General features: G+C 64.0%; 21 protein-coding genes and 1 tRNA gene. 7 read left to right on the plus strand and 15 right to left on the minus strand.

Annotated elements, in window-relative coordinates; genetic code table 11:
* Positions 1-66: 66 nt before the first annotated feature.
* From galT to QF015_RS04315, 3 genes are read left to right on the plus strand one after another with little or no spacing between them, the layout of a single operon-like run.
* A complete protein-coding gene (galT, locus tag QF015_RS04305) occupies positions 67-1,218 on the plus strand; it encodes a galactose-1-phosphate uridylyltransferase (protein WP_429387271.1) in 1,152 nt (383 codons plus the stop codon).
* Positions 1,215-2,375: a galactokinase gene (galK, locus tag QF015_RS04310; protein ID WP_429387272.1), complete on the plus strand. Its 1,161-nt coding sequence runs from the start codon at positions 1,215-1,217 to the stop codon at positions 2,373-2,375. Before galT ends, galK begins: the two co-directional genes overlap by 4 nt.
* Before the next feature lie 29 nt (positions 2,376-2,404).
* On the plus strand, positions 2,405-3,643 hold the full coding sequence (locus QF015_RS04315; protein WP_310201741.1) for an acetyl-CoA C-acetyltransferase: 1,239 nt from the start codon (positions 2,405-2,407) through the stop codon (positions 3,641-3,643).
* Between the two features lie 119 nt (positions 3,644-3,762).
* On the opposite strand, the gene QF015_RS04320 is transcribed toward QF015_RS04315, so the two are convergent.
* Positions 3,763-4,671 (minus strand): Bax inhibitor-1/YccA family protein, encoded by a 909-nt coding sequence (locus QF015_RS04320; protein ID WP_429387275.1) that lies wholly within the window; start codon positions 4,669-4,671, stop codon positions 3,763-3,765.
* Positions 4,672-5,146: 475 nt separating this feature from the next.
* Between QF015_RS04320 and QF015_RS04325 the strand changes: the two genes are divergently transcribed.
* Genes QF015_RS04325 through QF015_RS04340 form a run of 4 tightly spaced genes read left to right on the plus strand, consistent with a single transcriptional unit; the run spans position 5,147 to position 9,158 of the window.
* Positions 5,147-6,424: a branched-chain amino acid ABC transporter permease gene (locus tag QF015_RS04325; RefSeq protein WP_310201745.1), complete on the plus strand. Its 1,278-nt coding sequence runs from the start codon at positions 5,147-5,149 to the stop codon at positions 6,422-6,424.
* Positions 6,425-6,433: 9 nt separating this feature from the next.
* Positions 6,434-7,402 carry a branched-chain amino acid ABC transporter permease gene (locus QF015_RS04330; protein WP_310201747.1) on the plus strand — a complete coding sequence of 323 codons (969 nt, stop codon included), beginning with the start codon at positions 6,434-6,436 and terminating at the stop codon, positions 7,400-7,402.
* Positions 7,399-8,391, plus strand: a complete 993-nt coding sequence (locus QF015_RS04335) for an ABC transporter ATP-binding protein (RefSeq protein WP_310201748.1) — start codon at positions 7,399-7,401, stop codon at positions 8,389-8,391. The genes QF015_RS04330 and QF015_RS04335 overlap by 4 nt, the downstream gene beginning before the upstream one ends.
* Positions 8,388-9,158 carry an ABC transporter ATP-binding protein gene (locus QF015_RS04340; protein ID WP_310201750.1) on the plus strand — a complete coding sequence of 257 codons (771 nt, stop codon included), beginning with the start codon at positions 8,388-8,390 and terminating at the stop codon, positions 9,156-9,158. The genes QF015_RS04335 and QF015_RS04340 overlap by 4 nt, the downstream gene beginning before the upstream one ends.
* Positions 9,159-9,213: 55 nt before the next feature.
* Here the strand turns inward: QF015_RS04340 and QF015_RS04345 are convergent, their stop codons facing one another.
* The 14 genes from QF015_RS04345 to QF015_RS04410 form a co-directional block, all read right to left on the minus strand.
* Entirely contained in the window at positions 9,214-10,152 is a 939-nt protein-coding gene (locus QF015_RS04345; RefSeq protein ID WP_429387280.1) for a lipid kinase, read from the minus strand.
* 142 nt (positions 10,153-10,294) lie between these two features.
* Positions 10,295-11,653: an ABC transporter substrate-binding protein gene (locus QF015_RS04350; protein WP_310201754.1), complete on the minus strand. Its 1,359-nt coding sequence runs from the start codon at positions 11,651-11,653 to the stop codon at positions 10,295-10,297.
* Between the two features lie 222 nt (positions 11,654-11,875).
* Positions 11,876-11,949: transfer RNA gene (locus QF015_RS04355), tRNA-Leu, on the minus strand.
* Positions 11,950-11,970: 21 nt separating this feature from the next.
* The gene (locus tag QF015_RS04360; protein WP_429387283.1) at positions 11,971-12,891 is read right to left on the minus strand and encodes an N-acetyltransferase; all 921 of its coding nucleotides are present in this window, start codon (positions 12,889-12,891) and stop codon (positions 11,971-11,973) included.
* Between the two features lie 90 nt (positions 12,892-12,981).
* Complete coding sequence (locus QF015_RS04365) at positions 12,982-14,436, minus strand: NAD(P)/FAD-dependent oxidoreductase (protein WP_310201758.1); 1,455 nt, start codon at positions 14,434-14,436, stop codon at positions 12,982-12,984.
* Positions 14,437-14,474: 38 nt separating this feature from the next.
* Positions 14,475-15,866 carry a S8 family serine peptidase gene (locus tag QF015_RS04370; protein WP_429387285.1) on the minus strand — a complete coding sequence of 464 codons (1,392 nt, stop codon included), beginning with the start codon at positions 15,864-15,866 and terminating at the stop codon, positions 14,475-14,477.
* Positions 15,863-16,819 (minus strand): Ppx/GppA phosphatase family protein, encoded by a 957-nt coding sequence (locus QF015_RS04375; protein WP_310201762.1) that lies wholly within the window; start codon positions 16,817-16,819, stop codon positions 15,863-15,865. Before QF015_RS04375 ends, QF015_RS04370 begins: the two co-directional genes overlap by 4 nt.
* Positions 16,816-17,499 carry a DUF501 domain-containing protein gene (locus QF015_RS04380; protein ID WP_310201764.1) on the minus strand — a complete coding sequence of 228 codons (684 nt, stop codon included), beginning with the start codon at positions 17,497-17,499 and terminating at the stop codon, positions 16,816-16,818. The genes QF015_RS04375 and QF015_RS04380 overlap by 4 nt, the downstream gene beginning before the upstream one ends.
* Positions 17,500-17,567: 68 nt before the next feature.
* Entirely contained in the window at positions 17,568-18,368 is an 801-nt protein-coding gene (locus QF015_RS04385) for a septum formation initiator family protein (protein WP_429387287.1), read from the minus strand.
* 131 nt (positions 18,369-18,499) lie between these two features.
* On the minus strand, positions 18,500-19,780 hold the full coding sequence (gene eno, locus QF015_RS04390) for a phosphopyruvate hydratase (RefSeq protein WP_429387289.1): 1,281 nt from the start codon (positions 19,778-19,780) through the stop codon (positions 18,500-18,502).
* 116 nt (positions 19,781-19,896) lie between these two features.
* A complete protein-coding gene (locus QF015_RS04395; RefSeq protein WP_429387292.1) occupies positions 19,897-20,610 on the minus strand; it encodes a MazG nucleotide pyrophosphohydrolase domain-containing protein in 714 nt (237 codons plus the stop codon).
* Positions 20,588-21,730: an adenosine deaminase gene (locus QF015_RS04400; protein ID WP_310201772.1), complete on the minus strand. Its 1,143-nt coding sequence runs from the start codon at positions 21,728-21,730 to the stop codon at positions 20,588-20,590. The genes QF015_RS04395 and QF015_RS04400 overlap by 23 nt, the downstream gene beginning before the upstream one ends.
* A gap of 37 nt (positions 21,731-21,767) precedes the next feature.
* A complete protein-coding gene (locus QF015_RS04405; protein ID WP_310202465.1) occupies positions 21,768-22,448 on the minus strand; it encodes a DedA family protein in 681 nt (226 codons plus the stop codon).
* A 193-nt stretch (positions 22,449-22,641) separates the two neighbouring features.
* On the minus strand, positions 22,642-23,292 hold the full coding sequence (locus QF015_RS04410) for a DedA family protein (RefSeq protein ID WP_429387294.1): 651 nt from the start codon (positions 23,290-23,292) through the stop codon (positions 22,642-22,644).
* Between the last annotated feature and the right edge of the window lie 89 nt (positions 23,293-23,381).

Consider the following 23,381-nt stretch of genomic DNA (forward strand, 5'->3'; position numbering starts at 1 on the left):
GGCGCGGACAATGTTAGCTTTTGTTAGAAACTATGCGTTTTTGGTCACTCGTGGAATAATGGATTCATGAGTCGCATCACCAGCACCCGCCTTGCGGACAGCCGAGAGCTGATCTACTTCGATGACCCCGGAACTCCGGAGCGGACACCGGAATTGTTGGTGGACCACCGCCACCTTCCGGCCCGTGGCGAGCCCGGCGAAGTCAGGTACGATGCCCTTTCGGGTGACTGGGTGGCCGTCGCCGCCCACCGCCAGGCACGGACGCACCTGCCTCCCGCAGACCAGTGCCCCATTTGCCCGACCACCGCGGCGAACCCATCGGAGATCCCGGCTTCGGACTACGACGTCGTGGTGTTCGAGAACCGCTTCCCCTCTCTGGGCCCAGCTGTGGGCGACATTCCCCCACTTCCCGGGCCGGGCAGCAGCGGACACGGCACGTCCGGCCCCGCGTACGGACGCTGCGAAGTGGTTGCCTTTACCCCCCGGCACACCGGCTCCTTCGCTGAGCTTGGCGAAACACGCGCCCGGACGGTCATCGAAGCCTGGGCGCAGCGGACAGAAGCGCTCAGCGCACTGCCGGGCATCAGGCAGGTGTTCCCGTTCGAGAACCGCGGCGCCGACATCGGTGTCACTTTGCACCACCCACACGGCCAGATCTACGCCTACCCCTACGTCACACCGCGCGCCGCCCAGCTCGGTGCTGTCGCCCGGAAGTATTACGACGACGTCGACGCGAAGGAGACGCTCGCCGCCTCGCTCCTGAGGGCCGAACGCGAAGACGGCAGCCGCATGGTGCTGGAGGCCGAACACTTCAGCGCCTACGTTCCCTTCGCCGCGCGCTGGCCCTTGGAAATCCATCTCGTTCCCCACCGCAGCGTCCCGGACCTCGCCGCGCTGACGGGGGCGGAACGAGATGAGCTTTCCCACGTCTACCTTGACCTGCTCAAGCGCCTCGACGCCCTCTACCCCACCCCCATGCCGTACATCTCCGCATGGCACCAAGCCCCGTTGGATCCGGCCCTTCGTCCTGCGGGTCAGCTTCACTTGCAGTTGACCTCTCCCCGCCGCGCGGCCGATAAGCTCAAGTACCTTGCCGGCTCAGAGGCCGCCATGGGAGCGTTCATCAACGACACCACCCCGGAAGCCGTGGCGGAGCGCCTCCGCAGCGTCGCCGCAGCGCCGGCTTCCACCAAGACCCTGGAAGGCACCCGAGCATGACAACCACCACCGAGTCCGGCGTCCTCGCCGCCCGCTTCGAGGAAACGTTCGGTGCAACTCCCGACGGCGTGTGGCAGGCGCCGGGACGCGTCAACCTGATCGGTGAGCACACGGACTACAACGAGGGCTTCGTCCTGCCCTTCGCCATCGACAGGACGGCCAAGGTGGCGTTGCGCCTCCGCGGCGACTCCACGGTGCGCTTGTTGTCCACCTTCGGCGGGCACGGGCTGGTGGAGGCCGACCTTTCAGATCTGGAGCCGGGCTCTGGAGCAGGCTGGTCCCGCTACCCGCTCGGTGTTGCCTGGGCTTTGAAGGAGCGCGGTATTGACGTGCCGGGCTTCGACTTGCTGCTTGACTCCGATGTACCCCTTGGCGCCGGCCTTTCGTCGTCCCACGCCATCGAATGCGCGGTCATCTCTGCACTCAACGAGTTGACCGGCGCCGGTTTCACTGCCGAAGACCTGGTGCTCGCCACCCAGCGGGCCGAAAACGTGTACGTCGGCGCACCCACCGGCATCATGGACCAATCAGCTTCCCTCCGCGGCGCCAAGGGACATGCCGTGTTCCTGGATTGCCGCGATCAACACGTGGACCTGGTCCCGTTCGACGCCGAAGCTTCAGGGCTGGTCCTGCTGGTCATTGACACCAAGGTGTCACACTCGCATGCCGACGGCGGTTACGCGTCACGCCGCGCCTCCTGCGAGTTGGGTGCCGAGATCCTGGGCGTCACAGCACTGCGCGACGTCGGTGTGGAACGCTTGGAGGAAGCTTCCGGCCTGCTGGATGAAACCACGCTGAAGCGCGTCCGCCACGTTGTCACCGAAAATGACCGCGTGCTGCAGACAGTGGAAGTCCTGGCCAGCCAAGGGCCCGCCAGCATTGGCGCCCTGCTGGATGCGAGCCATGTTTCCATGCGCGACGATTTTGAGATCTCCTGCCCTGAACTTGACCTCGCGGTGGACACCTCGCGGGCCAACGGTGCCATCGGCGCCCGCATGACCGGCGGCGGGTTCGGCGGCTCAGCCATCGCCTTGACCCCGGTGGGCCAGGAGCAGCAGGTGCGGGACGCCGTCGTACGCTCCTTCGCCGGGGCCGGCTTCACGGCACCTGACATCTTTACGGTGACCCCGGCGGCAGGCGCCCGCCGTCTGGCCTGATCAACAGGCGGCGGGCGTAAGCTGTGCCCATGACTGAGGCTGTCATTGTTTCCACTGCCAGAAGCCCGATTGGACGGGCCTTCAAGGGCTCCCTCAAGGACGAACGCCCCGACGACCTCGCCACCGCCATGGTGCAGGCCGCCCTTGCCAAGCTTCCCGGGTTTGATCCCGGAGCCGGGGAAGGGCAGGGCCTGGACGATCTCCTGCTGGGCTGCGCTGAACCCAGCGGGGAAGCCGGTTCCAACATGGCACGGGTGGTTGCCGTCCTCGCCGGGTTGGACCAGGTGCCGGCGGCCACCATCAACCGCTTCTGTGCCTCGAGCCTGCAAACCCTGAGGATGGCCTTCCACGCCATCAGATCCGGGGAAGCCAGCGCGATCGTCTCCGCGGGAGTGGAGAGCGTCTCCCGATACCAGGACTGGGCGGGCGCCGGCGAAACGGACTCCGCCAACCACAACCCGCTCTTCAATGCGGCGGCGCAACGTACGGCAGCCCGTGCGGCATCCAACATTCCGTGGACCGACCCCCGGTTGGGTGGCCGGCTTCCGGACATCTACATCTCCATGGGCCAGACCGCAGAGAACGTGGCCACCACGTACGGCATCAGCAAAGCTGAACAGGATGAATGGGGCGTCCTGAGCCAGAACCGCGCCGAGGCAGCCATCGCCTCCGGGTTCTACCGCCGGGATATCACTCCGTACACCCGCAAGGACGGGGTCGTGGTGGATAAGGACGATTCTCCCCGCGCCGGCGTCACGCTCGAGGCTGTCTCCGCATTACAGCCCGTTTTCCGTTCCGAGGGGACAGTCACCGCCGGCAATGCGTGCCCACTCAACGACGGAGCCGCCGCCATAGTGGTCATGAGCGATACACGCGCCCGCGAATTGGGCCTCGAACCCCTCGCCCGGGTGGTGTCCACGGGAGTGAGCGCCCTCTCCCCCGAACTCATGGGCATGGGCCCCGTTGAGTCGACCCGGCGTGCCCTGGCGCTGGCCGGGCTGACCATGGACGACATCGACCTCGTGGAACTGAACGAAGCCTTCGCCGTGCAGGTCGTGGCGAGTGCACGGGAACTGGGCATCGACCCCGCCAAGCTCAATGTCCACGGGGGCGCCATCGCCCTGGGACACCCCTTTGGCATGACCGGGGCGCGGATGACCAGCACGCTGCTGAACGGGCTGAAGGAACGCGATGGAACACTGGGGCTGGCCACCTTGTGCGTTGGCGGCGGGCAGGGAATGGCCGTGGTTTTCGAGCGGCTGCGCTAGCCTGCCCGGCTGAACTGACGCGAGGGGGCGGATCCCGGCTCTTTGCCCTTTCAGCCGGGATCCCCGCTCGAAGACACAAAAAGCCCCGAAGACGAATCTTCGGGGCTTTCTGTTCGTTGCTAGTCGTCGCCTCGCAGGATGGCCAGCAGTCGAATGATTTCGACGTACAGCCACACCAGGGTGACCGTCAGGCCGAAAGCTGCGACCCAGGAGTAGCGTTCCGGTGCGCCTGCACGAACGCCTTCCTCGATGCTGGTGAAGTCCATGATCAGCGAGAAGGCTGCCAGCCCGATGGCCAGGATACCGATGAAGACACCGAGCGGGATGCCCGCAATCGTCATGCTGGTCCGCAAGCCGAAGGGCTCCTGCACAGCGCCGGTCCACATCATGACCATATTGATCAGGGCGAAGACCGCGTAGCCGATGGTGGCGATCATGAAGAATCGCACCATCTTGGGAGTGGCGCGGACCTTGCCGCTCCTGAACAGCACCAGCGTGACGCCGAAGACTGCCAGGGTTCCGATGACGGCCTGGAGGCCGACCCCGGGGTACATCCCATCGAGGATGCGGGTGAGGCCACCGAGGAACAGGCCCTCAAGTCCGGCATAAGCAAGGATCAGGGCCGGTGAAGGCTGCTTCTTGAAGGTGTTGACCAGGGCAAGAACGAATCCGCCCAGCGCACCAACGATCATCAGCATGGTCGACAGTCCGGGAGCCACGAACAGCGTGACGCCGGCACCGAGCACCAGGACCACGAGGCAGGCGACGGTCTTCATGATGACGTCGTCATAGGTCATACGGCCGGTGTCGGCGGGGCCGGCAGCGGGCTGGTTGTACATCTGCTGCAGTTGCTCGCTGGTCATGCTCTGCTGCTGGGCCGACCATGCGGCTTGACCGTCCATGACCTGTCCGGGCGCCCGGCCTGCAGTGTTAAATTGCTGGCCGTAGGGATTTTGCGGTACAGGCGGGGCCTGCTTTGCTCCACGGAAATTCTTTCCGTTGAAGACTGGGTTTCCGCCAAGTGCCATTGCGGGTGTCCTCCTGAAAAAGGGCTAAGTGATAGTTCACGGTACCAATTACCACGAGTCCAGGGCAGGGAAAGTTCCCTTGTTCACCCAGCCGAAACGCAACCGTGACACGAAAACGGAAGAGTGGGAGCGGCGGGGACCCGTCCGAACGTTTAGAAACACCCTCAAACAACAAAGGTTTACTTAAGCGGAGCTTCACCACAGGTTGCCCATAGCTTCACAGTTGTTATCCGATCGCGATGTTTGCACCCCCGAACTGGGCATTTATTCAGTCCGGCGAGCGGTAACATAGGCCACACATGGGTGACTTAGATCACAATCGAGGCAGCTAGGCAAGAACTGTTCACAAGCCCCATTTACCGTTCGCACCGGCTGCAATGGCGCAGCCGGGACCACCCCCACTGTGGAGGTTTCCATTTTGAGAAGCACACTGCGCGACCCGTCCATCAGACGGTCCAAGGGACTACAGAGAGTCGTGGGGGCGCTTTTCGCTTCCCTCATCGCTGTTCTGTTGATCGCCGCCCCTGCGGCGGAGGCAACCACCCCATCGCCTTCGCCATCAGCGACGAATTTCCAAAACAACATCAGCGGGTTCCTCCGCGACGACGCCCGGGCCCCCATACCCGGAGTCAAAATCAAGGCTTCAGGCAACGGTTTTGAAGGCGAGGCCACGTCCGGCGCCAACGGAGCATGGAGCATCGGCGTTCCCGTCCAGGGCACCTACACCATTGAGTTGGATACCTCCACCTTGCCGGATGGCATCAAACTCGCTGACGGCCAGGACAATCCACGCGACGTCACGTTCAGCCAGACATCGAACCTGTCGGTGATCTTCGCCTTCGGTAAAGGCATCGTGGTGCAGCAACAGGACTTTGGCCAGAACCTCCTCAACCGCCTCGTAGCGGGCCTGAGCTTCGGCCTCCTCCTTGCCCTCGCCTCCGTCGGACTCTCCCTGATCTTCGGAACGACAGGCCTGACCAACTTCGCCCACGGTGAAATGGTGACCCTGGGCGCTGTCCTCGTCTTCATGTTCAACGGCTTCGGGCTGCCCTTCTGGCTTGCCATCCTGCTTGCCCTGGTAGGTGGCGGGCTCTTCGGCTACGTCCAGGACGCCGGGCTCTGGCGTCCATTGAGAAAACGCGGCTCGGGCCTGGTCCCCATGATGATCGTCAGCATCGGCCTCGCGTTGGCCATCCGCTACGTCATCCAGTTCTTCTTCGGTGGCGCAACCCAGCAATTGCCCGGCGCACAAAGCGCGGAAATCCAGATCGGGCCTGTGTCCATCTCCCCGAACAACCTCTGGTCACTGGTTATCAGTGCCGTGGTGATCGCCCTGATCGGCATCGTCCTGCTGAAGACCCGTCTCGGCAAGGCAACCCGCGCCGTGGCGGACAACCCCGCACTGGCAGCTGCGTCCGGCATCGACGTCGACTCAGTCATCCGCATCGTGTGGATCGTCGGAGGCGTCCTCGCCTCCCTCGGTGGCATCCTGTGGGCCTACTACCGCCCAGGCGTCACCTTCGACATGGGCTCCCAGATCCTGCTTCTCATCTTCGCCGGCGTCACGCTCGGTGGTTTGGGAACCGTCTTCGGTGCCTTGATCGGCTCGATCGTCGTCGGCATCTTCGTGGAACTGACTACCGTGTTCGGCCTTCCCGCCGACCTCAAGTACGTCGGTGCGCTGTTCATCATGATTGTTGTTCTTCTGTTCCGACCGCAGGGTATCCTCGGCCGGCGTGAGCGTGTGGGTTAGGAGCGGGCCATGGACTTCGGATTTATTTTCTCCAGCGCCCTTGGCGAATTATTCAGCCCGACGACGGCGGCGTACGCACTTGCCGCTCTGGGCCTTGCGGTGCACTTCGGCTACTCAGGCCTGCTGAACTTCGGCCAGGCCGGCTTCATGGCGGTGGGCGCCTATGGTTTTGCCATCTCCACCCTCACGTTTGACGCGCCGTTCTTCCTGGCCCTGATCATCTCCATCCTGTGTTCGGTGATCTTCGCTTTCATCCTCGGTATCCCCACACTCCGCCTGAGGGCCGATTACCTGGCCATTGTCACCATCGCAGCGGCCGAAATTGTCCGTTACGTGGTCACGACCAACCAACTCACCAAGGTCACGGGCTCTGCCAACGGTTTGGCGGCCTTTGAAAACACGTTCTACGCCATGAACCCCTTCCCCGAGGGGTCCTACATGGGCATGAACAACCGCGATTTCTTCATCCGCGTTGTGGGATGGGGCTTGGTGATCGTTTGTTGTGTACTGGTGTGGCTGCTCATGCGCAGCCCCTGGGGCCGTGTCCTGAAGGGCATCCGCGAAGACGAGAACGCTGTCCGCTCGCTGGGCAAGAACGTTTATGCCTACAAGATGCAGGCACTGATCATCGGTGGTGTGCTGGGCGCCTTGGCGGGCATGATCTTCACGCTCCCCCGCGGTGCTGTCCAGCCGTCCAACTACGGCACTGAACTAACGTTCTTCCTGTGGACCTGCCTGCTGCTCGGCGGCATGGCCACCGTTCTGGGGCCGGTCATCGGAGCCATGATCTTCTGGGTTGTCCTGTCACTGACCCAGAGCCTGCTCTACGGCCTTATCGAATCAGGGGTCATCACGTGGCTCACCACCGTCCAGGCCGGCCAGCTGCGCTACATCCTGGTGGGCATCGCACTGATGCTCCTGATGATCTTCCGCCCGCAAGGCGTCTTCGGCAATAAGAAGGAGCTTGCTTTCGCATGAGTGAGACGAACGAACGCAACACCGAAAATATCGACTACATGACCGATTCGCGGCCCATCGCCGTCGGGGAAAATACCCCCGGCTGCAAGAAGCGCGATCCCATCGTGGTGGCGGAGGATGTCACCCGGTCCTTTGGCGGCATCAACGCCGTGGACGTGGAGTACCTTGAGATCCCGCGCCACAAGATCACGGCCTTGATCGGCCCCAACGGTGCAGGCAAGACCACGCTGTTCAACCTGCTCACCGGCTTTGACACTCCCAACACGGGAAAGTGGCAGTTCGAAGGCAACAGCCTGGCCGGCGTCTCCTCCTACAAGGTGGCACGGATGGGCATGGTCCGCACGTTCCAGCTGACAAAGGTCATGGGCAAGCTGACCGTCATGGAAAACATGCGTCTCGGCGCGGCCGACCAGCCCGGGGAACGGCTTTCCAAGGCCCTCTTCAAAGGGATGTGGGGAGGCCGCGAAAAAGAGATCACGGCCCAAGCCAACCTCCTGTTGGAGAAGTTCAAGCTGGACGCCAAAAAGGACGACTACGCTGCCTCCCTCTCGGGTGGCCAGCGTAAGCTCCTGGAGATGGCCCGGTCCCTGATGGTTCGGCCCAAGCTGGTGATGCTCGACGAGCCCATGGCCGGCGTGAACCCCGCGCTGACGCAGTCCCTGCTGGACCACATCAAGAACCTCAAGGCGGAGGGCATGACGGTGCTCTTCGTCGAGCACGACATGAACATGGTCCGGCACATTGCGGACTGGGTAGTGGTCATGGCGGAAGGCAAGGTGGTGGCCGAAGGGCCTCCGGGCGAGGTCATGAAGAACCCGGCCGTAATCGACGCCTACCTTGGCGCGCACCACGATGTCGACCTCGGCGACGCTGAAGGCATCAAGGTGCTCGAGGCAGAACTCGAGGCCGATGAAGAATCGGTAGTGGGTACGGAAGACGCCGGCATTTTGTCCGACATCGTCGAAACCAAGAAGGAGGACGGGAAATGAGCAGCACCAGTGCAATGCCCGCTCCGGCAGATGCTTCGGCAGGAGATTCGGTCGTCAAAGTCACCAACCTCGTGGCCGGGTACATTCCCGGCGTCAACATCCTCAACGGCTGCAGCATCGAGGCCCGCAAGGGTGAGTTGATTGGCATCATCGGCCCGAACGGCGCCGGTAAGTCCACACTCCTGAAGGCCATGTTCGGCCTGGTGAAGGTGCACTCCGGCACCGTCGTGGTGCGGGGCCAGGACCTCACAGGGCTGAAAGCCAACAAGCTGGTTACCCAAGGCGTGGGCTTCGTGCCGCAGACCAATAACGTGTTCGCTGCGCTGACCATCGAAGAAAACCTCCAGATGGGCATGTTCCAGCGCCCCAAGGCCTTTGCGGAGCGCTTCGACTTTGTCACCAGTCTCTTCCCGGAGCTGGCAAAGCGACGCGCGCAACGTGCAGGGTCCCTTTCCGGCGGTGAACGCCAGATGGTGGCCATGGGCAGGGCTCTCATGATGGATCCGGCTGTACTGCTCCTCGACGAGCCCTCGGCAGGCCTCTCCCCCGTCAAACAGGACGAGACCTTCCTCAGGGTCCACGAGATCAACCGCGCAGGTGTCTCGGTGATCATGGTGGAACAGAATGCCCGGCGCTGCCTGCAGATCTGCGACCGCGGCTATGTCCTGGACCAGGGCAAGGACGCTTACACGGGCACAGGCCGTGAGCTCATGAAGGACCCCAAGGTCATCCAGCTCTACCTGGGCACCCTGGCGGACGAGGTCTAGCTCCGTCAGTCCCGAAGGCCTGGTCCGGTGTCACCGGACCAGGCCTTCGCTGTTTTCAGCCGCGCCCTTCAAAGGTGGCGCTGCTGCTGTGGCGCGGCACCACAACATGCACCGCATTACGCTCAACCGTGAAGTCCGTGGGTGTGCTGGTCGCAATCTCTCCGTCGAGGTTGACCGGCAGCGGCGGATCGGTCACCAGCCGCACATTCCGGCTGGTCAGGTGGTAGACCTTGGGGTGCGCCACAAATGTGCCGTTCTTGAATGACCGCGCAATCTTTAGCTGCTCTCTTAGCGGCGCCGCCATGATCGCATAGATGTCCAAGGTGTGATCGTCGATCCCCGCCGTCGGGGAGACAGCGTTGCCGCCGCCGTAATACCTTCCGTTACCCACTGCCACCTGAAGCAGGTTCTCCAATTCCGCGGGTTTGTGGTCACCCTCGGGGAACTCCAGGCGGGCGTGGAAGGGCTGGTGGCCCGCATACGACTGCAGGGTAGCCACGCCGTACGCCAGTGGGCCTGCGAGCCGTTTGAGGCGAGGATTGAGGGTCTGGGTGACTGCTACGGACAGGCCCGCTGACGCCACATTGAGGAAGGGCCGGCCGTTGGCCCGTCCGAGGTCGATATCCACTACTTTGCCGTTGGCGAGGGCAGCGCAGGCGCCGCCCAGGTCCCGGGGAATTTCCAGCGTTCTGGCAAGGTCATTGGCGGTTCCCAAGGGCAGCACACCCAGCACGACGTCGGTACCGGCTACTATTCCGGCCGCGGAGGCAATCGTTCCGTCGCCTCCTCCCACCACCAAAAAATCATGGCCATCGTTCACAGCCTGTTTGAGGACCTGGCCGATGTCCCCACCCGCGGGCACCGTATACACCGCGGAGACCGGGAGCTCCACGTTGGCAAGGCTCTGGGTTACCAACGCAGGGACTGCGGATCCTTTACGAGAACCGGCATTGATGACTACAGCGATGGAGCGGGCTTCGAGGGTTGGCGTCATGTGGACATGGTAGGTCCACTGCCTGTGGAGGAGCTTTGTTGACGCTCAACGGGGCTGACACAGAACGGGGTTGACGCAGAACGGGCCCCCTTCCTCGTGAGGAAGGGAGCCCGTTCTGACTGCGGTCTAAGCTGCGTTTGGCTTAGAGCTTGCCGAACTCTTCACGGACCGGCTTGTAGGTGTTGTTGTCCTGGTATTCGTAGATACCGATGTACGCCTCGGTGGGGTCACCTGCGTCGGAGAACGTGACCGGACCGGACTGGCCGTCGTAGTCGATGTCCTTGCCTTCGCGGAGGAGCGTGACACAAGCAGCGAAGCTGGTGCACTTCTCGCCGCCTTCAGAGACTTCCTTCAGCTTGGCTGCGATCTCCGTGCCCTTGGTGCTCTTGGCTGCCTCAGAAGCCAGGGAGATCAGGTTCACGGCGTCGTAGGACTCGCCTGCGTAGCTGTAGTCCTTCAGGGCGGGATCGATGGCGAGGAGCTTCTTCTTGAAGTCGTCCTTGGCGAACGTACCGGGAATGGTTCCCTGTGCGCCCTTCATGGTGCCGGCCTGGAAGTCCTTGCTGTAGTCGGAGGTGTTGCCGTCAACCATGAACAGCTGCGTGGGCTTGATGCCCTTGCCGGTGATCAGGGGGACGATGCTCTTGGCCTGGTCGAAGGTGATCAGCGCGATGGCATCCGGCTTGGCCGCGAGGACCTTGTCTACCTGGCTGCTGAACTGGGAATCGCCTTCGTTGAAGAGTTCCTCAGCAACGACCTTGCCCCCGGCTGCCTCGAAGGCTTCCTTGACGTTCTTCTGGAGGCCGGTTCCGTAAGCGTCGTTCAGAACGATCATGCCAACGGTCTGGGCGCCACAGGTGGCCATGTAGTTGCCCAGGACCTTGCCCTGGAGGACGTCGGAGGGAGCGGTACGCCAGAACAGGCCCTTGTCGTCCCACGTGGTGAAGTCGGGCGACGTGTTTGCCGGCGAGAACTGGATGACTCCCGCGCCGGTGATCTGGTTGATGACCGTCTTGGACACGCCTGAAGATGCAGCGCCGATGACAGCGCTGACGCCCTGGCCGAGGAGCGCCGTGGTGGACTGCGTGGCGATATCCGTCTTGGTATCGCCGGAGTCACGGTGAACGACCGAGACCGGAGCGCCAAGGACGCCGCCGGCGTCGTTGACTTCCTTGATGCCGAGGTTGACGCCGGCAATTTCGGGTGGGCCGAGGAACGCCAGCGACCCCGTTGTCGGCAGGAGCGATCCAAGTTTCAGTGGAGTATCAGTGGTGGTAGTCGAGGGAGGTACAGGTCCCGTGGTGGCGGCAGCCTGGCTGTTGCCGGCTCCTGCCCCGCTGCTCGGCGCCGGGCATGAAATGCCCGCTGCGGAGGTCGCGGATGAAGACCCGGTCTGCGTGGGCGTTGACGACCCACCACAGGCTGTGGCCAAGAGAGCGACCCCAATGCCAAGCGCTGTTAGCTTGGCGGCTCGGGGCGCCGCTGGGGAAAGATCAAACATGCGTTGTCTCCTCGATCGAAAGGTGCGAACTGCCTTTGATGCGATTACTCAGGTGTTCCTGATTAAGACTCAAACTAGTGCAATTGCCCGGCGAACATAAGTGATTCAGGTCACATCCCTATAACACTCGTTGCCTGTGGGGAATCTACGAGCCGGCTGGGAATTTGCGCGGAGAACGTCACACGCACAGCGGAAGGGAGAATACGCTCTCACCTGCTGTTGTGCCCCAGGTGGGACTCGAACCCACAACACGCGGATTTTAAGTCCGCTGCCTCTGCCAATTGGGCTACTGGGGCGCCCGCACCATGGTATCCCAGCTACAGGCCGTTGAAGGGCGCGGCATAGCGGAAGGTGCCGCGGACGCCGTCGGGCCATCCCGGAAGCGTCAGTAACTGGAAGTGGTCGCCCCACACCGGCTCGGGCGGTTGCACCCCCAGGGACGTTGCCGGCACGTAGCCGAAACGGGGGTAATAGAGGGGGCTGCCGAGCAGGGCAATGCCGGGCTCTCCTGCGGCAGTGGCACGGGCGGCCGTCTCCCGCATCAGTGCTGAACCGACGCCACGCTTCTGGAAGGGAGGAAGCACGCCGATGGGGCCCAGGGCAATGAGCTCCAGATCCCCGATCCAGCCCCGCGTGCTGATGGCATAACCTATGATCTCGCCGCCCATATCGGCCACGATGCTGAACTCCGGAAGGTATTCGTCGCATTCAAACAGCTCGCGCAGCAGCCCAACTTCAATCGGGGTGCCTTCCACGGGCTCACCGGTCACCGGCGATATGGAGAAGGCCTGGGCAGTCAGTTCCAGGATCTCTTCGCGGTCCTCCGGCCGCTCGGGCCGCAGGACAACGCCCCGCGCAAGGAGCCGGAGCACATCCATGGCCCGGCCCGCATCGGCGGACGGCACCAAGAGATGGTCGTGGTGGAAACCAGCCAGGACGTTGCAGCTGATCCCGGCGTGGGTCAGTGCTGCACTTACGGCGGCCGTCAGCCCCACTGCTTCAAGGGCCGAATGGACCTGGAGTGTGATCCACGTGGCGACGAAGTCATAGCTGAGGCCCAACGAGTCGGCTTCGTCCCGGCGAAGCACCACCGTAAGGCCTTCCGCTTCGCGGACCGCCGCTTCGATCCCACCCTCCAATGGCCGGCCATGGGGCCATAGGGCGTACACGTAGTCTCCGTCGCGGGCTATGGGGTGGAGCGATTCCAGGAGCGTCTTCAGATCGGTTTCACCGGACATGGCAACAGTCTAGGGGCGCCACAGGCGCACCTGCTTAAACGCCGACGGCGACCACTTCCCCGAAAGGAGGTGGCCGCCGTCGCGCGGGTACTACTTGGCGTCAGCAGTTACCGGAGTCTTGGCTTCCTCGGCAGCAGGCTTGGCCTCAACAGGTGCCGGAGCAGCTGCAGGCTTGGGAGCCGGCGTCGCCGCGGCAACGAAGGCACCGCGCGGGTTGTCGAGGTCGATCAGCTGCGTGGTGTCGCGGCCGGCGAAGAAGGCCAGGATCCAGCCGAAGACCACGCGGAACTTGCGCTCAACCGTGGGCATGGCCATGCCGTGGTAGCCACGGTGTGCCAGCCAGGCGAGGCCGCCCTTGAGGCCGATGCGGCCGAGCAGGTTGATGTTCGCGACACCCTTCCACTCGCCGAAGCCGGCCACAGCGCCAAGGTTCTTGTGCTTGTAGTCGTGCAGCGGCTTGTCCCAGCGGGAAGCCCACAGGTTCTTGGCGAGCTTCTTGGCCTGGCGGAGAGCGTGCTGGGCGTTGGGTACGCAAGTACCGTCCGGCAGGCCCTTGCCCGTGAGGTCCGGCACGGCGGCGATGTCGCCGGCAGCCCAGGCGTTCTCGACGATGCCTTCGTCGCCGGCGATGCGCAGGTCCGGAAGGACGCGGACGCGGCCACGGGGTTCCAGCGGGAAGTCCGTGGAGCGGATCATCGGGTTGGCCTGCACACCGGCAGCCCACACCAGGGTGTCAGCTTCAACTTCCTGCGCCGGGGTCTTGTCCGGGAGGTTGATCAGCTTGAGGTTGCCCTCGGCGCTGTCCAGGGAGGTGTTCAACAGGACTTCGATGCCGCGGCTGCGGAGGTGCTCAACGACCCACTCGGCCTGCGATGCGGTGACCTCGGGCATGATGCGACCCATGGCTTCGACCAGGATGAAGCGGATTTCTTCCTGGCGGATGCGCGGGTTGTTGCGGACCGCGGCGCGGGCGAGGTCTTCCATTTCGGTGAGGCACTCGATGCCGGCAAAGCCGCCACCGACAACCACGAAGGTGAGGGCCTTGGCGCGCTCTGCGGGGTCGGTCATGGTGGAAGCGGCTTCAATGCGCTCCAGCACCTTGTTGCGCAGTGCAACGGCTTCCTCGATGGTCTTCAGGCCGATGCCCTTGTCCGCGAGGCCCTTGATGGGGAAGGTACGGGTGATGGCGCCTGCTGCGATGACGACGTCGAAGTACGGGATTTCGAAGTTTTCGCCGCCGTCGGACGGGGCGATGACCGCGGTGCGGTTGGCGTGGTCGATGCTGGTGACGCGGCCCTGGATGAGCTCAGTCTGCTTCAGGTGCTGACGGTGGGAGACGACGGCGTGGCGTGCCTCGATGTTGCCACCGGCTACTTCCGGGAGGAAGGGCTGGTAGGTCATGTACGGCAGTGGATCAACGACGGTGACGATGCCACCGGCGTTCGCGATCTTCTTCTGCAGTTTGAGTGCTACGTACAGGCCGACGTAGCCGCCGCCGACGACGAGAACCCGGGGACGGTCAATGAGCTCTGGGGTGGTTGCCATGAGTCCAGAGTACAGTACTTTGTGAAAATCTTCACTAACTACTTCTTGGTGGGCGGATCAACCGCTTCCAACACCCCTGTTTCGGCCTCCTCGGGCACAGCCGGAGGGTTTTTGGAGACCTTCCGCAACTGAATCGCGGCACCGGTCACCAAGGCTATGAAGAGGGCGCCGAAGCCCAGCACGACGGCGGCGGGCAGTGCGTCGTCGACGGTCGCCGGCGTCTTCGCAGCCGGGACGGTCGGATCGGCCAACGTCGGTGCAGCACTGGTGGGACTCGCCACCGGTGCCTGCGACGGCGTGCTGAAGTCCCCGCGGCGGTGGACGCGGATCCAGTCGGCAATGGAACCCAGCGGATTGCTGCTGGTGGCGGGCACGTCTTCCTTCAGGGCCGCCTCGGCGTTGAGGATGCCGTAACCGTAGAGGGGGTCCTTGCCCGGAGCTCCCGCGTCCTTGGCTGTGCTGACAATCCTGTTGATGACCTGGGTGGCGCTCATCTCCGGCCACTTGGACCGGATGAGGGCCGCCACGCCGGAAACGATGGGGGCAGCACCGGACGTGCCCGCCCACTCGGCATACCCGCCCCCGGGAATGCCGCCCACCAGCTTCTCGGCCGGTGCCGCTACGCCGATACTGATGCCCTGGGACGAGGAGTCCACGCTGGCGCGCCCCTCACCGTCAAGTCCGGCAACCGTCAGGACGCCCGGAATGGTCGCCGGGGCGCCGACCTGCACGTTGCCGCCCACACGGTTGCCCGCCGCGGCGACGATCACTACATCCTTCTGCTCCGCATAGAGGAATGCTGCGTCCCAGCTCTGCGGCCAGTCCGGCGAAGTGCTGCCCAGGGAGATGTTGATGACCTTGGCGCCATTGTCCACCGCCCAGCGAACGGCATCCGGAATTTGCTCCTGGTCCGTTTTTCCACCCGGGTTGGGTGAGCCGAGCCAGGTTGAGACCGCAAGGATCTCCGCTTCAGGCGCGACGCCGGTAATCCCGTCCGGTCCCCCGGCCGGCGGTACGGTGGGGGGCCCCGGTGGAGTTGCCGATGCCGTCGGTGAGGGCGACGCCGTCGGGGTCGTGTGGCCGCGGCCGGCCAGCATCGTGGCCACCAGGGTGCCATGCTCGGTCTTGGCGCCGATGCTCTTCTGCCCGTTGGGTGCCCCGGCCCCCGACACGTCGGTCCCGCCCACCACCGCGCCTTTCAGGTCCGGGTGGTTTCCGTCAATGCCGCTGTCGATGATGGCAACCTTGACTCCGGTGCCTTTGGAAACCTGCCAGGCGTTGGTGACTCCCGTTTCCTTCAGCCAGAACTCCTTATCGCGCCAGGCATCCGCGGAGGCCGCAGGAGCCGTCAACAACGCACCCGCAAGCGCTCCGCCTGCCAATGCCGCGGCCAGGGCGGCGGAGAGCGTGCGGCGGAAAGGCAACGTCATTCGGCGTCCCGGATGCTCAGCGCAATGCCGTCGAGGATGTCATGCTCGCTGGAGACTGCCGCAGCGATCCTGCCATCGCTGACGCTGGCCAGGCGCTCCAGGATACGGCGCCACACCAGTGCACCTGCGCCGATGACGTCCACGCGGCCCGGGTGCATGTAGGGAAGCGTTGCGCGCTCGTCCCGCGTCATTTCCAGCAGGCTGGTGCAGGCATCACTGATGGTTTCGAGATCCAGGGACGCACCGTGGATCCGGTCCGGCTGGTATTCGCTCAAGCCCAGCGCGTGTGCCGTGATGGTGGTGATGGAACCTGCCACGCCCACCACAGCTGTGGCGCGGTCAAGCGGGACCGTTTGCGCGGCAAGGTCAAGTGCGGCGTCGACGTCGGCCTCTGCTGCGGTGATCTGCGCGGCTGTGGGGGGATCGTTGCGAAGGTGGCGTTCAGTGAGCCTCACGCAGCCGATATCCACCGACCGGGCCGCGATCACGCCGTGGGAGTCACCCAGGACAAACTCGGTGCTGCCGCCGCCGAGGTCCACCACCAGGATGGGGTCCTCGCCCGTCGCCGGCAGGACGCTGCTGGCACCGGCGAAGGACAGCGCAGCTTCCTCGTCACCGGAAATGACTTCAGGTTCAACACCCAGCAGGTCCCGGATGCCGTCAACGAAAACCTGGCGGTTACGGGCGTCGCGGGTTGCGGACGTGGCCGCAAAACGGACGCGCCCGGCGCCGTGGACTCTGATCAACTCGGCGTAGTCACGCGTCGCTGCGAACGTGCGTTCCAAAGCCTCGGGGGCCAGTTCTCCCGTTGCGTCGACACCTTGGCCAAGGCGAACCACACGCATTTCACGAACGACGTCGGCCAAGGGGCCCGGTGCGCCGTCCGCCGCAGCATCGGCGATCAGGAGGCGGATCGAGTTGGTTCCGCAGTCAATTGCTGCCACGCGGCTCATGCAGTGCCTTCCTGGTGGCTTGGGGTTTCCGTCTTCGATTTCCGCACCGGCGCGGGGCGCCCCACGATGTCCGGCAACCCCTGCGGGCCGTGCCGGCTGAGGTCCCTGGAAGGAGCCTCGCCCGCAGTGTCCCAGGCGCCGTCGCAGTAGCAGCGGTCCTTGGTCCACCATTCGGTGATGGCGTCCAGTGCCTCGTCCCCCAGCGGGTTCACTCCCGGCCCTGCTGCCAACGAGTGGCCCACCAAGACATGCAGGCACTTCACGCGGGTGGGCATGCCGCCGGCCGAGATGCCGTCGATTTCGGGCACAGCGCCCGTTCCGGACCGGTCGGCGATGTCGTTACGGGCCTGCAGGTAGGCCTCGTGGGCGCCCTGGTAGGCGTCGGCCAGATCGTGGTCTGCGGTCAGGCGGTCGTTCATCCGGTTCATGAGCCCGCCCGCTTCCAGCCGCGATACCGCGGAGGTAATCACCGGGTGGGTCAGGTAGAACGTGGTGGGAAACGGTGTTCCGTTGCTAAGCCGCGGAGCGGTGGCCGCCACCAACGGGTTGCCGCACACGCAGCGTGCGGGGATCTCAACGACGTCCCGGACCGGTCGACCGAGCTGGCGGCTCAGGACCTCAAGATCGTGTGCTGATGGCTGGCGGGATTCCTGCGGCACGGCTGCCGTGTTCTCTTCCACTTGCGCTGCCACCCTTCCTGCCCTTGGTGCCGTGTCCCGTGCGGACACGACGGCGGCGGGCACCGCGTCTAGTCAGTTGCCGATCGTCTGATTGACTCCCAGAGGGCATCCACCCAAGGCAGGTTCTCCGGGTTTGCAGACGATCCGGAGCCGGTGCGGCCACCCGGCGTGCCGGCGGCTTCTTCTCCCCCAAACACCCAGTAACCCGTTTCACCCGGCATAACCATGTTAATGCGGTCGCGGGCCTGCTGTTTCACGTAGTTGGGATCCTGCCATCGGGAAAGCTGCTTGTTGAGCTCGGTTTGCTCGGCTTTCCGGCCGGCGATCTCAGCCTCCAGCGCGGAAATTTCGGCGCGTTTCTCCAGGAAGATCTTCACTGTCGGCGCAAGCATGATGGTGATGGCAATCATTACCACGGCCAGCGCCAGCATCCTGCCGGAAAAGGCCTTGGCCGGTACGGGGTCAAGGTCGTGGTCATCCTTGGCCGCGGACTTGCTGGCCGGGGCCTTGCCGGCAGGTGTCTTGCCTGCCGTGGACTTGCCTGCCGTGGACCTGCCTGCTGTGGTCTTGGCAGAGGGCGTCTTACCGGCCGCCGTATTCTTCGGAGCGGCGGCCCCCCGGGCGGCGGCAGGCGCGTTGGCGCCCTCTGCCGGCGTCGAGGGTTTTGCGGCGGTGCGTGTGCCGCCAAACTCGGCCTTGATGACATCGCCGCCGTTGGAACCGTGGCCCATCGCCCCTGCGTCGGCGGTGCCCTTGGGGGCAGTTCGAGGACCGGCTCCGGCGGCGCGGGTGTCGCTGGAGGGGCGGCCTGCACTGGAGTGGCTGCCGAGGGCGTCGGCCCTGGGGACCTTTGGACGACGGGTGGCCATGACACTCCTGTAATGCCCGGTGCTTGCCTGGCGGGTTGCTGCGCTTGCTGTTCTGACCATGCCAGCGTTAAACGGAACCGGCGGCCATGGTCATTCCACCATAGCCACCGGTTACCGGTTTTCGCTGAAGGCTAGCCCTTGAAACGCGGGAACGCGCTGCGGCCGGCGTAACGTGCGGCGTCGTCGAGTTCTTCCTCGATGCGCAGCAGCTGGTTGTACTTTGCGACGCGCTCGGAGCGGGCCGGGGCACCGGTCTTGATCTGGCCCGCGTTGGTGGCAACGGCGATGTCAGCAATGGTGGTGTCCTCGGTTTCGCCGGAGCGGTGCGAGGTGATGGTGGTGTAACCGGAGCGCTGGGCCAGGGAAACGGCGTCCAGCGTCTCGGTCAGGGAACCGATCTGGTTGACCTTGACCAGGAGGGAGTTGGCCGTAGCAGAATCGATGCCCTGCTGCAGGCGGACCGGGTTGGTGACGAAGAGGTCGTCGCCCACCAGCTGGACCTTGTCGCCGATGGTGTCGGTGAGGGTCTTCCAGCCTTCCCAGTCGTTCTCGTCCAGCGGGTCCTCGATGGAAACCAGCGGGTAGTCCGCAACGAGCCCAGCGTAGTAGGCACTCATCTCGGTGGCAGAAAGTGCCTTGCCCTCGAACTGGTAGGCACCGTCCTTGAAGAACTCGGAGGATGCAACGTCCAGTGCCAGGGCGATGTCTGTGCCCGGGGTGTAGCCGGCGTTCTTGATGGCTTCCTGGATCAGGTCCAGTGCAGCGCGGTTGGACGGCAGGTTGGGGGCGAAGCCACCCTCATCGCCGAGGCCCGTGGAGAGGCCCTTTTCCTGGAGGACAGCCTTGAGGTTGTGGTAGACCTCAACGCCCCAGCGCAGGCCTTCGGAGAAGGTCTCGGCACCGATCGGGGCGATCATGAATTCCTGGATGTCCACGTCGGAGTCCGCGTGCGAGCCACCGTTGAGGATGTTCATCAGCGGAACCGGCAGGACGTGGGCGTTCGGGCCGCCCAGGTACTTGTACAGCGGCAGGTCGGCCGAGGCTGCTGCAGCGTTGGCGACGGCCAGGGAAACGCCCAGAATGGCGTTGGCGCCCAGCTTGCCCTTGTTGGGGGTGCCGTCCAGGTCGATCATGGCCTGGTCAATGCTGCGCTGGTCAGTGGCGTCGAAACCAATCAGGGCCGGGGAGATCTCGTCGATGACGGCGTCAACGGCCTTCTGGACACCCTTGCCGAGGTAACGGCCCTTGTCGCCGTCGCGAAGCTCAACGGCTTCGTGCTCGCCGGTGGAGGCACCGGAGGGAACTGCTGCGCGGCCGATCTGGCCGTCGGAGAGCAGGACCTCAACTTCTACGGTCGGGTTTCCGCGGGAATCAAGGATCTCGCGTGCGTGGATGGCATCGATAAGCGCCATGGATGTGCTCCTTATGGGCGAATTACAGGAATGTGGAGGGAAATTCTCAACGTCCTCGTCGCTACTAGCGTAGTCGAGAGTGGCTTAGGTTACGGCACGGCTTCCAACGGCTCACGTCATGAAGGCTGCGCCTGGCTGTTCTGGAACGATCGAACGGCTGCACGGAGTGCCCGCTCGGCGTCAAAGCCCTGTTCCCTGGCGTCCGCGACGATGGCGAGCAACAGCCCACCCAGCGCTTCTTCCGAAGCCGGGCTGACAGGAAGTCCGACTGCGGCCGCGGGGCAGTGCGCGTCAACCGTCAACCCTGCGCGGGCTGCCCTGTCCAAGGATTTCTGTGCGGCCGCCAACGCGGGAAGGTGCGGCGGAATGCCCTCGAAAGGGTCCTGCCGCCCGGGCTTCTCCGCACGTTTGGCGGCATCCCACTTGACGATGATTTCTTCGACGCTGGCCGGGAAAGTCTCCCGCAGGGAACCATCGGCCTTGAAGACGTGCTGGTTTCGCCGGACCATCTTGGCGTTGATGCTGCGCACCACGTCGGCGAAATCGAAGCTGCCGCGCTCCTCGGCGAGCCGGGCGTGGAGTACTACCTGAAGCAGTACATCACCCAGCTCGCCGCGGAGCTCGTGGTCCCTCACCGGGGAGTCACCGGCCTCGATCGAATCCACGACTTCATAGGCTTCTTCGATCAGGTATTCCACCAGGGACTCGTGCGTCAGCGCGCCCATCCAAGGGCAGTGTTCACGCAGCGCAGCGATCGTCCCCAGCAGCTCCCCAACCTCGCAAGCCCGGTCAGGGAGACCAGGATCGTTAGCCGAGGTTGGCGTAGGCATCGTTGATGTACTCGACCAGGGCTTCGCGCTCGTCCAGCGGCAGGAAGGCAGCTTCGGCGGCGTTGAGCGTCAGTTCAAGCAGGTCATCGAGGTCGTAGTCGAAGGTTTCCACGAGCAGCTCGAACTCATCCGTCAGGGTGACACCACTCATAAGGCGGTTGTCGGTGTTGATGGTGACGTTGAAACCGAGCTGGAACAGCATGTCCACGGGGTGGCTTTCGATGCCCTCGCCGAAGCCGGAAATGGCGCCGGTCTGCAAGTTGGACGACGGGCAGATCTCCAGGGCGATTCCACGGTCGCGCACCCACGCGGCCACGCTGCCAATGGTCACCATGCCGATGGTGTCTTCGCCGTCGTCGTCGGAGTTGTCCTCGAACTCCACCGAGATGTCCTCGGCGATGCGCACGCCATGGCCGAGGCGCAGGGCACGGCCGTCAACCAAAGCGGACTGGATGCTCTCGAGGCCTGCCGCCTCACCTGCGTGGACGGTGGCCGGGAAGTTGTTTTCAGCGAGATAGGTGAAAGCGTCCTTGAAACGGGAGGGCAGGAACCCATCTTCGGCACCCGCGATGTCGAACCCGACAGCACCGTTGGCGCGGTGGCGGACGGCGAGCTCTGCGATCTCCTGGCCACGGTCAGCGTGGCGCATGGCGGTGATGAGCTGGCCGACCTGGATTTGCTGGCCGCGCTCCTCAGCAGCGTCGACACCGGCCTCCAGACCGGTCTGGACGGCTTCCACGACCTCGTCGAGGGTGAGGCCCTTCTGCAGGTGCTGCTCCGGTGCCCAGCGGACTTCGCCGTACACCACTCCGTCCTCGGCAAGGTCTTCCACGAATTCCTTGGCGACCCTGAACAGGCCTTCCTTGGTCTGCATGACAGCAATGGTGTGGTCGAACGTTTCAAGGTAGCGGACCAGCGAGCCGGAGTCGGCGGACTCGCGGAACCATTCACCCAGTGCAACAGCGTCGGTGGACGGCAGCGTGTGGCCGACCGCTTCAGCAAGCTCGATGATGGTGGCTGGACGGAGGCCCCCGTCCAGATGGTCATGGAGAGAAACCTTGGGGAGGCTTTTCAGGTCGAAGTCGAGGGCAGGGGCGGCGTCAAGTATGGGCTCAGTCACGTATCAACTGTAGTCCCCACCACCGCCCAGGGCGTGTCTAGCCTGCCGGCTTGGAGAGGTCGACGCCGGCAATCGCCTTTTCGGCGGGATCCACCGCCGCTTCGTTGCCGGCAGCGGCCTCTTTGGCGTGGTCCTTCTTCTCAAGGTGCTTATGCCACCAACGCAATGCGTGGTCCACCACGATGCCGAGAACCACGGCGAACGCCACAGCGATGCCCACACCCAGCAGCGGGTTGTTGTGTACCCACTGTCCGGCGAGGAGCCCGATGCCGATGGAGTAGCCCACCCAGGTGACACAAGCGAAGGCATCCAAGAGGAAGAACGTCCGGTGGCGGAATCCGGTTTGTCCGGCCACGTAGTTCACGGCCACGCGTCCCCAGGGGATGTAGCGGGCCGTGAAAATGAGGACCGCGCCGCGCTTGTCCAGCTCATACTGTGCCCAGGCAAACATCTTCTGGACCTTGGGACGGCGCATCCACTTCCAACGGGTGAGGCCAATTTTCCGGCCCAGCATGTACGCCATGTTGTCGCCGGCCATCGCACCGATAAGGGCCGTTGTTCCGAGGATCCACAGGTTGGGCTCTCCGCTGTGAAGGGACAGCGCTGAAAGCCCCACAATGGCTGTTTCACTGGGCAGGATGGTGGCAAATCCGTCAATGAAGAAGAACACCAGGAGTACCGGGTAAATCCATGGCTGCCCGGCTGCATGCTCGAGCATTTGGTTCAAAGACTCCACGCGGTGGTAGCTCCTAGACGAATATGACTTGACACTGTGACCAAAGTCGCTCTTAGTGTCCCACGGCCAGGACGTCGTTCGCTACGCCCCAGCCTTGGGATCACACGTATAACGCTACTGGCGCTGTGGCGGTTCCGTCGTCAACCGCGGGACTGATCTTGCGGAGCCCCCGGCGTCATACCGTGGGTGGAGGCGGGACCTCTTCCCCGGGAATGTTTTTCCGGTCCAGGGGCACGGATCCACGGACCCGGCTGATGATGCGGTCGATGATGACGCCCAGGATCACGGCGACAACTATCGCGATGACGGCACCCAGCAGGTGGTTGTGTTCGAACCAAACCCCGAAGAAGTACCCGAGGACAACCGAATAGCTCGCCCACAAGACAGCGGACATGGCGGTCAGGGCCACAAAGCGCCGATGGTTGAAGTGGGTTGCACCGGCCGTCAGGTTGACGGCCACCCTGCCGATGGGGATAAAGCGGGCCACCATGATGAGCGAGGCCGACCGTCGTCGGAGTTCGTTGCCTGCCCAGCGGAAGGCGCCCTGCATGCGCTGGGTCCTCATCCAACGCCACCGCTGGATACCAATGCGGTGGCCGATGATGTATGCGATGTTGTCGCCGGAAAACGCTCCCAGGGCGGCCATGAGGCCCAGCAACCATACGTTCGGTGAGCCGCTGCTGCCTGAGACGGCGCTGAGGCCCACGACGACGGATTCGCTGGGGATGGGCGGGAAGAAGCCATCGATCACGCAGCAGGCAAGCACCAGGAACAAGACCCATGGCTGCCCTGCCGCGGCGAGGATGAAATCGTTGATGCCCTGCACGAATTCCTTAACGTAGCCGGCTCCCCGCAGGTGCCGGATGGCTTGGTGTTCCGGACCGTCCCGTGTAGGACCGCCCGGAACACTTAAGC

This window comes from Paenarthrobacter sp. TE4293 (assembly GCF_050435325.1).
Classification (GTDB): domain Bacteria; phylum Actinomycetota; class Actinomycetes; order Actinomycetales; family Micrococcaceae; genus Arthrobacter; species Arthrobacter nitroguajacolicus_C.